The following is a 9,018-nucleotide window of genomic DNA, read 5'->3' as shown; positions in this document are numbered from 1 at the left end:
GGCCGACCTCGAGGCGCTCGCGGCGAGCCTGACCGGCGCCGACTCGCCGCGGGCGGGCGAGTGGGTCGTGCGCGTCGTCCTCAGCCTCGTCGTGTGGCCGGCAGGTGGGGACGAGCGCGCGCTCGTGGCGGCGTACGTCGCCCCGGCGTTCGCCTAGGGGCGGGTGGGCGCGCGGTAGGTGCCGTGCCCGGTGGGCAGCGGCAGGTCGAGCGTCGTGCGGATGCCCGGCTCGGCCGCGATGACGTCCGGGATCGCGTTCACGATCCGGCCGCACGCGGCGACGATCGCCGCGTGGTTGTGGTCGCCGTGGTGGCTGCTCGGGACGATGTCGACGACGTAGCTCGGCTCGCCGGTGATCTCGACCCGGTAGGCCCCGCCGCCGGACCCGGGGCGGGCCCAGTCGGGGCGCAGGTCGTCGCGAGTACGGGTCACGTGCTCCACCACGATCGCCGGGTGGCCGTCCACCATGCCGGTGATCGAGAACTTGAGCGCGGCGATGGTGCCCTTCTCGATCCGGCCGGCGGCGATGTCGTAGGACTCCGGGGCGGGCTCGGCCTCCCAGTGCTCGACGATCTCGTCGACCTCGACGCCCAGTCCCTTCGCCATCATCCGGATCGCGGTGCCCCACGCCAGGCCGAGCACGCCGGGCAGGAACAGCATCGGCGTCGAGTCCACCGGGTGACCGAAGCCCATCAGGTCGAACATGACCTCCGCGCCGTCGTACGTCGCATAGTCGGCGAGCTCGAAGCACTTGATCTGCTCGACCCGCTGGCAGGTGCTGGCCAGCGCGAGGGGGACCAGGTCACTGGCGAAGCCCGGGTCGACACCGGTGATGTAGAGGGTGGCGCCGCCGGCCCGGGCGGACGCCTCGACCTTGTCGATCACCTTGTCCGCCATCGTGCCCCACGGGTACTGGAGGGTCCCGGGGGCGGAGCCGACGACGTCGATCCCGGCCTCGAGCAGCTTCTGGACGTCCTTGGTCGCCTCGACCGGTCGGGTGTCGCCCATCGCGCAGTAGACGACGCAGTCGGGGCGGGCGGCGATGACGGCGTCGAGGTCGCCCACGGCGGCGATCCCGGTGATGACCTCGACCTCGGCCAGCTCGCCGGCGTCCTTGCCGACCTTGGCCGGGTTCGACGTGGAGACGGCCACGAGCTCGAAGCGGGGGTCGTCGATCAGCTGGCGCAGGGTGAGCTTGCCGGCGTTGCCGGTCGCGACCTGGGCGACTCGAATGGTCATGGATCCCCTCCGGGGTGAAACTGGACACGTGTTCAGCGAAATCTAGAACATGTTCTACCGGATTGGTATGTTTCCCGCATGGGACGTGTCCAGGACAAGGTCGTGCTGATCAGCGGCGGCGCTCGCAACATCGGGGGCGCCAGCGCCCGGATGTTGGTGGCGGAGGGGGCCAAGGTCGTCATCGGCGACCTCCTCGACGACGAGGGCAAGGCGCTCGCCGAGGAGCTCTGCCAGGAGTTCGGCGACAGCAGCGCCCGGTACGTCCACCTCGACGTGACGTCCGAGGAGGACTGGGCAGCAGCGGTCGCCTTCACCGTGGCGGAGTTCGGCAGGCTCGACGTGCTCTTCAACAACGCCGGCATCTTCAACGGCGGGCAGCTCCAGCGCTACAAGGCGTCGCAGTGGCAGCAGATGATCGACGTCAACCTGACCGGGGCGTTCTTCGGCGCGAAGGCCGCGGCCGACGCGATCATCGCGGCCGGTGGCGGGTCGATCATCAACACGTCCTCGATCGAGGGGCTGCGCGGCACGCCGTGGGCGCACGGCTACGTCGCGTCGAAGTGGGGACTCACCGGCCTCACCAAGTCGCTCGCGATGGAGCTCGCGCCGCACGGCATCCGGGTGAACTCGATCCACCCGGGCCGGATCAGCACCCCGGCCACGGATCAGATGCCGGAGAACCTCATCCCGATCCCGCTCGGCCGGGCGGGCCAGCCGGAGGAGGTCGCGGCGTTCGTGCTGTTCCTCGCCAGCGACGAGTCGTCGTTCTCGACCGGCGCGGAGTTCGTGGTCGACGGGGGCACCGTCATGCACATCCCCACCAACATCTGACCGGAGGGCCGGGACCTGGTCCGGCGCGACGGCAGGTAGTCAGGATGATGCACTCCGAGCTCGTGGAAGTCCGGATGACAATTGCAGGGGGGCATCGGAGGCTCCGTTCCGAGAAGACGACGCCGACGCGGGCCCGGTACCCGCTCCCTGCCTCCCCCACACGGGAGGCTTCGGAGCCCGCGCGCGCCGCCGCGCACCGCTAGGTTGGCGTCATGGAGGCGCGAGGATGATCACGCCGGCGCGTACCCGGTACGCCCGGTCGGGTGACGTCTCGATCGCCTACCAGGTCATCGGCGACGGTCCGATCGACATCGTCCTCGTGCCCGGCTACATCTCCCACGTCGAGATGATCTGGGAGATCCCGACCGTCCCGCACCTGGTCGAGCGGGTCGCGTCGTTCGCGCGCCTGATCATGTTCGACAAGCGCGGCAGCGGGTTGTCCGACCCGGTCGTCGGTGTGCCCACGCTCGAGGAGCGGATGGACGACGTCCGCGCGGTCATGGATGCCGCAGGTTCTGAGCGCGCCGTCCTCTTCGGCATCTCCGAGGGCGTGCCGATGGCACTGCTCTTCGCAGCGACCTATCCCACGGCCACCCGAGGGCTCGTGCTCTACGGGGGGATGGCGCGATCGACATGGGCGCCGGACTACCCCTGGGCGGCGCCCGCGGAGGCGCTGCTGGAGTCGTCGCGGGAGATGGCGCCGTACCTCTACGAGGGCGCCGTCCTCGAGATCATGGCGCCGAGCATCGCCGAGGTGCCGCTGGCGCGGGAGCTGTACGCCAAGCTCCAGCGCTACTCCGCCAGCCCGGCGATGCTCGAGCAGCTGTTCCGGATGTTCCTGGACATCGACGTCCGTGCAGTCCTGCCCGTCGTCGAGACGCCGACGCTCGTGCTCCATCGCCGGGGCGACCGGGCGGTGAACTACCAGGCGTCGAAGTGGATGGCCGGTCAGATCCCCGGCGCCACCTACGTCGAGCTCGAGGGCGTCGACCACTCCATCTTCGCCGGGGACGGAGATGCCCTCCTCGACGAGGTCGAGGAGTTCCTCACCGGCGTACGACGCACGGTCGAGGTCGACCGGGTGCTGGCCACGGTGATGTTCACCGACATCGTCGACTCGACGAAGCGGGCGTCGGCGATGGGGGACAAGGCCTGGCGGGCGCTGCTCGACGCGCAGAACGACGTGCTCCGCCGCGAGCTGGGCCGGGCCCGTGGCCAGGAGGTCAAGACGCTCGGCGACGGGATGCTGGCGACGTTCGACGGTCCGGCGCGCGCGATCCGGTGCGGCCGCGCGATGACCGAGGCCGTCCGGCCGCTCGGCATCGAGATCCGGGTCGGCCTCCACACCGGCGAGGTCGAGCTGGTGGGGGACGACGTGGCCGGGATCGCCGTCCACATCGCCGCGCGGGTCGGCGCCCTGGCCGGCGCCGGCGAGGTACTGGTGTCCGGGACCGTGAAGGACCTGGTTGCCGGCTCCGGGATCGGCTTCGCCGATCGGGGGGAGCACGAGCTCAAGGGCATCCCCGACCGGTGGCGGGTCCACCAGGTCACGGTGTGACGCGAGGAATCACGCCTCCGGGGTGAGACCAGCTCCCACCACCCCAGGAGGACACCATGCCCAGTGCCAACAAGATGACCACCCCGGTCGCCATCGACCTGCCGATGGTCCAGGGTCGCTACACCGAGCTCGAGGACTACACCGTCGGATTCGAGGCGTGGGCCGAGGACGCGGACCTGACCCCGCTGTTCCGCGGCCTTCCCGACGACCGCTGCCAGTGCGCGCACTGGGGCGTCGTCCAGAGCGGCCAGATCACCTTCCGGTGGGCCGACCGCGAGGAGACGTACGGCGCGGGTGACGCCTACTTCGCACCGCCCGGACACGTCCCGGTCATCACGGCCGGCACGAACCTCGTCGAGTTCAGCCCGACCGAGGAGCTCAACCACACGATCGCCGTCGTCGAGGGCAACCTGGAGACCGCCGGGATCGGCTGATCCGACCGGTGACGCCCGCGTGGCCCTGGTGCCACGATGACGGACATGAGCACCGGCGAGGTCGACGCGCGCACGAAGGCGGCGCTCGACCTCGCCGGGACCTATGTGTTCGGCACCGAGCCGGGCCGCATCCCCGCGGTCCTCTTCGAGGCGTACGACGCCAGCACGGTCGACCTCGATCGCGCCCTGCTCGGTGCCGCTCTGGCCCGCTGCTGGGCCTACGCCGGCGAGCGGCACCGCGCCGTCCCGTTCGCGGTCGCCGCGGTGCGGCACGCCGAGCTCAGCGCCGACCCGGTCGCCCTTGCCGACGCGCTCGACGCGGCGCTGGCCACCCACTGGGGGCCGGACGAGCTCGAGGTGCGGGTGGACCTGGCCGGCAAGCTCGCCGACGTCACCGCCCACCTCAGCGACGTCGACGCCCGGCTCCAGGCCCACCTGTGGCTGTTGACGGTGGCGGCGGAGACCCTCGACGTCGCCGAGCTCAACCGGCAGCTGCGGGCCCTCGAGCGGCTCGGCGAGGAGTCCCGCAAGGCGCTCTTCTTCGCGGCGTCGCGCCGCCTCATGCTCGACCTGATGCGCGGGCGCTTCGACACCCGGGCCGCGCTGGTCGCGATCGCCGCGGACGTCGCCGACGAGCTCGCCGACGGGCCGATGGTCGTGACCGGGATGGTCTGCTACGGCGCCGCACTGGCCGGGGACGGGGACGAGGAGGCGCTCGCGCGGCTCCAGGAGATCCAGGCGCTCGCCGAGAGCGAAGGGGTCCGGGAGATGTACGCCGAGCTGGCGTGGATCCATCTCCAGTGGGGGCGGGAGGACGACGCACGACGGTTCGCGGCGGCGTTCGACGCGCGGGTCCTCGGCCAGCTGCCGCGGGATCACAACTACCTCCTCGTCCTGCACCTCCTCCTCGACGTCGCGCTCGCCCTCCGCCTCGATCCGCTGCTGGAGGCGGTCACTCCGCTGTTGATGCCCTACGCCGGCCGTGCGGTCGTGAACTCCGGGGCCGTCATGTTCCACGGTGTCACCGACGACACCTTGGCGCGGGCGTGCGCGCGGCTCGGCGATGACGAACGGGCGGTGGCGCTGCGCGAGAAGGCGTTGGAGACCTACCAGCGCATCGGTGCGCGCTGGTGGCGGGAACGCCTCGAGGCCTCCCACCCGTTCGCGACGGACCGGTCGTCGCCGTCCACCCCGACGCCGACCATGACCCTGCGCACGGGACCGGCCGGCGTCTGGCTGGTCGGCCGCGGCGACACCGAGACCGCAGTCCCTGCGCGCCGCGGTCTCGAGCACCTGCACCACCTGGTGTCCCGGCCACGGGTCGAGGTGGGCGCCGTGCAGCTGGCCGGGGGAGCGGAGACCGTCGTCCAGGGCGGGCTGGGAGAGGTCGCCGACCCGCAGGCGCTGGCGTCGTACCGGAAGCGGCTGACGGAGCTCGACGCCGAGCTCGACGAAGCGGACGCTGCCGGTGACGCCGCCCGCGGCGAGGCGCTGGCAGCGGAGCGCACCGCACTGCTGGCGGAGGTCTCGGCCGCGACCGGCCTCGGGGGCCGCGCCCGGACGACGGGCAGCACCGCCGAGCGGGCCCGGGTCACCGTCCGCAAGGCCATCGCCGCGGCTCTCGACGCGGTGCACGCAGCCGACCCGGTGGTCGCCCGGCACCTCACCACCTATGTCCGGACCGGCCTGCGCTGCTGCTACGAGCCGGACCCGGACGCGCCGGTCGAGTGGCGTCTCTGACCGGTCGCCGACGATGCGCAGTACCGTCCCCCCATGAGTGCTGACTGGCGGAGTGACCTCGTCGACGAGGTGCGCGGCCTGATCTTCCGGGCGGAGCCCGGGGTGGTCGAGGAGGCGAAGTGGCGCAAGGCGTCCAACCCCGACGGGGTGCCGACGTTCTCCTGTGACGGACTGATCTGCACCGTCGAGACCTACAAGGACAAGGTGAAGGTGACCTTCGCCAAGGGCGCCTCGCTCGACGACCCGGCGGGTCTCTTCAACGCGAGCCTCGACGCCGGCACCCGGCGCGCGGTCGACACCTTCGAGGGCGACGATCTCGACCGGGAGGCGTTCACCGCGCTGATCAAGGAAGCCGTCGCGCTCAACCGGAGCTGACCGCGCTGGAGTTTGTGCCGGAGGGTTGTGTCGGACCTCCGTGCCAGCGTGTCCCCATGATCTCGGGCTTGCTGGACCTCGATGCGACGACCGTGCTCTCGCATGCGCAGACGGTGACCCGGGAGCAGCGCGAGCGCGACGTCGACGTGCTCCGTCTCGCGCTGCGGTGGGCCGACCTCCACAGCGACGAGCCCGGGGCGCCGGGGGAGCCGCGGACGCCGGGCTCCGACCGGTTGGTCGCGCTCGGCGGTGAGGGGACGCCGCTCGTGCAGGAGCTGTGCTGGGCCGAGCTGGCGATCGCGCGGCACTCGGGCGTGATCGCGATGCAGCGCCTCGCCGCCGACGCCCTCGACCTGCGCCATCGGTTGCCCCAGGTCTGGGCAGCCGTCGAAGCGCTGCGGCTGCCGGTGTGGGTGGCGCGTCGGGTCGCGTCGATGTCGCGTGCGCTGAGCAACGACCGGGTCGGCATCGTCGACCGGGCGGTCGCGGCCTCGGTCGCCCAGGCGCCCGCGCGGATCATCTCCATCGCCGAGGCCAAGGTGATCGAGGCCGACGTCGAGGCTCATCGGGCGCGGCTGGCCGAGGACGCGGCGCGGTGCGGCGTACGACTGTCGCGGGCGCGGCCCGGTGATGCGACCGACCCGATCGACGGAGAACCGGCCACGCGCCGGGTCACCCTCAAGCTTCCCGTCGGAGCGGCGATCGACTTCGACGCGGCCGTGGGGGAGGTCGCCGACGCCCTCCATGCCCAGCTGTCGGCGGAGGAGCAGCTCACGATCACGCGGGGGGAGCTCGAGACCAAGGCGGTCGAGCTGTTGACCAACCCTCACGCGGCGGCCGCGTTCCTGGATGCCGTCCACGGCGCCGACGACCAGGACGAACCCGTCACGCCGCCGAAGCCCACCCAACGCCCCGCGACCCTCTACGTCCATGTCTCCGACCTCGTCCTCGGTGGCCTTGCCGATGGGGTGGCTCGCGCCGAGGGCCTGGGGCCGATGCTGCTGGAGCAGGTCACCGAGCTCCTCCAGCACCGCAACGTCGCCCTGCAGCCGGTCATCGACCTGCGGGAGATCGAGGCCGTCAACGGCTACGAGCACCCCTCGCGGATCAAGCACCGCACCTTGCTGCGGATGCTCGGCGACGCCTTCCCCCACTCGACGAACCTCGGCTACCGCCGGCTCGACCACGACCACGCGACGCCGTACCGCTCCGGGGGCGACGGCCCACCCGGCCAGACCGGCGACCTCAACGACTGCCCGCTCACCCGCGCCCACCACCGGGTCAAGACCCATCAGCGCTACCAGGTACGCCAGCTCGGCCTCGGCGGCTACCGCTGGATCACGCCCCACGGGCTCGCGCGCGTCGTCACCCCGAGCGGCACCCGCGAGGTCGAGCTGCTTCGAGACGCGAGCGGCAACGTCATCGGCGAGACGTACGACGGACCACCGGTGAGGTTCCACCCGCGGACGTGACGGGGGAGGGCGGGGATCTTCGCGGCGGAGGCTGTGGACGGTTCGCGGGCCGAGCGGGCAACCCGTCGCGACACGCCCTCGGATTCGTTGAACTCCACAGGCCGCCAGGGCGACACTCGCCGTACCCCTCCCAGAGATGAGGGCGGCCCCGGCCGGTGCGGTAACACCGACCGAGGCCTAGGAACCGAGTGCTAACAGAGGAGCACCCAGCCCATGTCTGCATTTTCTACTGCCCGTCAGGCTTCGCGCGAATTTGTCGGGGCGCCCGTTCCCCAGCCCTCGTCGATCAGGGAGTACCGCCGCTCCCGCACCCACCTGTTCCCGTTGGACGCCTACCGCGCCGCGAGCGCTGTCGGCGGCGACGTGCGGACGTACTGCGGGATCGTCCTCTCGATCCCGGCGAGCGACCCCGCCGACATCGACGAGGCGCACGACGCCAGCCCCGAGGACTGCGCCACCTGCGCCGACGTGTGGCTCGGCCGCACCTGGATCCGGCTGTGAACGGCGACCGTATTGACGGTCGGCGCGGTCGCCGGGTGCGGAACGATGCGCTGTGCTGCACCTGCGGCCGGGTCCGCACGGTCGCGAAGTCCTACCGCGGCACCCCGCCGAAGGAAGCCCAGGATCCTGACCTGCCGCGGTCGTGTGCGTGGCTCCGCTGCGACCACTGCGCCGCGGTGACCGTTCACGCCGTCATCGGCCCGCGGCTGCCGCAGGGGTGTGCCGCCGACGGCTGCGACCGCGAGCGCCACAACCGCCGGGCCGACCAAGTACGGCGCCGCATCGAACGCCGCCTCGCCGGCTACATCGCCGAAGGCATCACCATCGTCCGCGACGTCCCACCCGCCGACATGCACGTCGACCACGCGAGCCTCGAGCTCATCGAGTACGACGACCCGCACCACCTCCGGCTCCGCATCTCCGCAGCGACCCCACCACCCGAGATCCTGCGAGCCCTCGACGCTGTCGAGGACATCGTCGACCAACGAGCGAAGCTCGGCGCATGGAACGCTGTCCCGCGTGGCCGCTGGCGAGGCCTGGCTCTGCCCTTGGAGAGGTGACCTGCGGGTTCCGCGCGGCCTAGGGTCCGGCCGGCGGCACGGCCCTGCCGCGCTCACCACCCCGAGCGGCACCCGCGAGGTCGAGCTGCGGCGCGGTGCGAGTGGCAAGGTCATCGGCGAGACGCACGACGCTCCACGGGTGAGGTCCCACCTGCGGACGTGGCTGGGGAGGGGGACCTTCGCGGCTACTAGACGATTCCCGTAGGACCGGCGTCCGGCCAGACTCGGTCCAGGTGCTCGGCGGGATGCTCTTCTTGCGGCTGCCCACCCGCGGTTGTGGGTGTGGCTCTCTTGCGGTTTGCGTGCCG

At 71.8% G+C, this 9,018-nt stretch carries 9 protein-coding genes; 8 read left to right on the top strand and 1 reads right to left on the bottom strand.

Annotated elements, in window-relative coordinates; all coding sequences use genetic code 11:
• Positions 1-153: 153 nt before the first annotated feature.
• On the bottom strand, positions 154-1,239 hold the full coding sequence (locus H0487_RS20065; RefSeq protein WP_183096004.1) for an NAD(P)H-dependent amine dehydrogenase family protein: 1,086 nt from the start codon (positions 1,237-1,239) through the stop codon (positions 154-156).
• Between the two features lie 78 nt (positions 1,240-1,317).
• On the opposite strand from H0487_RS20065, the gene H0487_RS20060 reads away from it, so the two are divergent.
• The 8 genes from H0487_RS20060 to H0487_RS20025 all read left to right on the top strand — a co-directional run bounded on the left by H0487_RS20060 (position 1,318) and on the right by H0487_RS20025 (position 8,710).
• A complete protein-coding gene (locus H0487_RS20060; protein ID WP_183096003.1) occupies positions 1,318-2,070 on the top strand; it encodes a glucose 1-dehydrogenase in 753 nt (250 codons plus the stop codon).
• 226 nt (positions 2,071-2,296) lie between these two features.
• Positions 2,297-3,628: an adenylate/guanylate cyclase domain-containing protein gene (locus H0487_RS20055; RefSeq protein ID WP_183096002.1), complete on the top strand. Its 1,332-nt coding sequence runs from the start codon at positions 2,297-2,299 to the stop codon at positions 3,626-3,628.
• Between the two features lie 56 nt (positions 3,629-3,684).
• Positions 3,685-4,062, top strand: a complete 378-nt coding sequence (locus H0487_RS20050) for a cupin domain-containing protein (RefSeq protein WP_183096001.1) — start codon at positions 3,685-3,687, stop codon at positions 4,060-4,062.
• Between the two features lie 45 nt (positions 4,063-4,107).
• Entirely contained in the window at positions 4,108-5,802 is a 1,695-nt protein-coding gene (locus H0487_RS20045) for a hypothetical protein (protein ID WP_183096000.1), read from the top strand.
• Positions 5,803-5,835: 33 nt separating this feature from the next.
• Positions 5,836-6,177, top strand: coding sequence for a DUF1801 domain-containing protein (locus tag H0487_RS20040; RefSeq protein ID WP_183095999.1), 342 nt, complete (start codon positions 5,836-5,838; stop codon positions 6,175-6,177).
• 56 nt (positions 6,178-6,233) lie between these two features.
• A complete protein-coding gene (locus H0487_RS20035) occupies positions 6,234-7,649 on the top strand; it encodes a 13E12 repeat family protein (RefSeq protein WP_183095998.1) in 1,416 nt (471 codons plus the stop codon).
• Between the two features lie 324 nt (positions 7,650-7,973).
• The gene (locus H0487_RS20030; protein ID WP_183095997.1) at positions 7,974-8,150 is read left to right on the top strand and encodes a hypothetical protein; all 177 of its coding nucleotides are present in this window, start codon (positions 7,974-7,976) and stop codon (positions 8,148-8,150) included.
• Between the two features lie 35 nt (positions 8,151-8,185).
• Positions 8,186-8,710, top strand: a complete 525-nt coding sequence (locus H0487_RS20025) for a hypothetical protein (RefSeq protein ID WP_183095996.1) — start codon at positions 8,186-8,188, stop codon at positions 8,708-8,710.
• Positions 8,711-9,018 lie beyond the last annotated feature (308 nt).

It is taken from the genome of Nocardioides stalactiti, from assembly GCF_014180715.1.
Lineage (GTDB): Bacteria > Actinomycetota > Actinomycetes > Propionibacteriales > Nocardioidaceae > Nocardioides > Nocardioides stalactiti.
The sequence above is the reverse complement of the archived record's forward strand: the minus strand, read 5'-3'. Positions and strand labels throughout refer to the sequence as shown.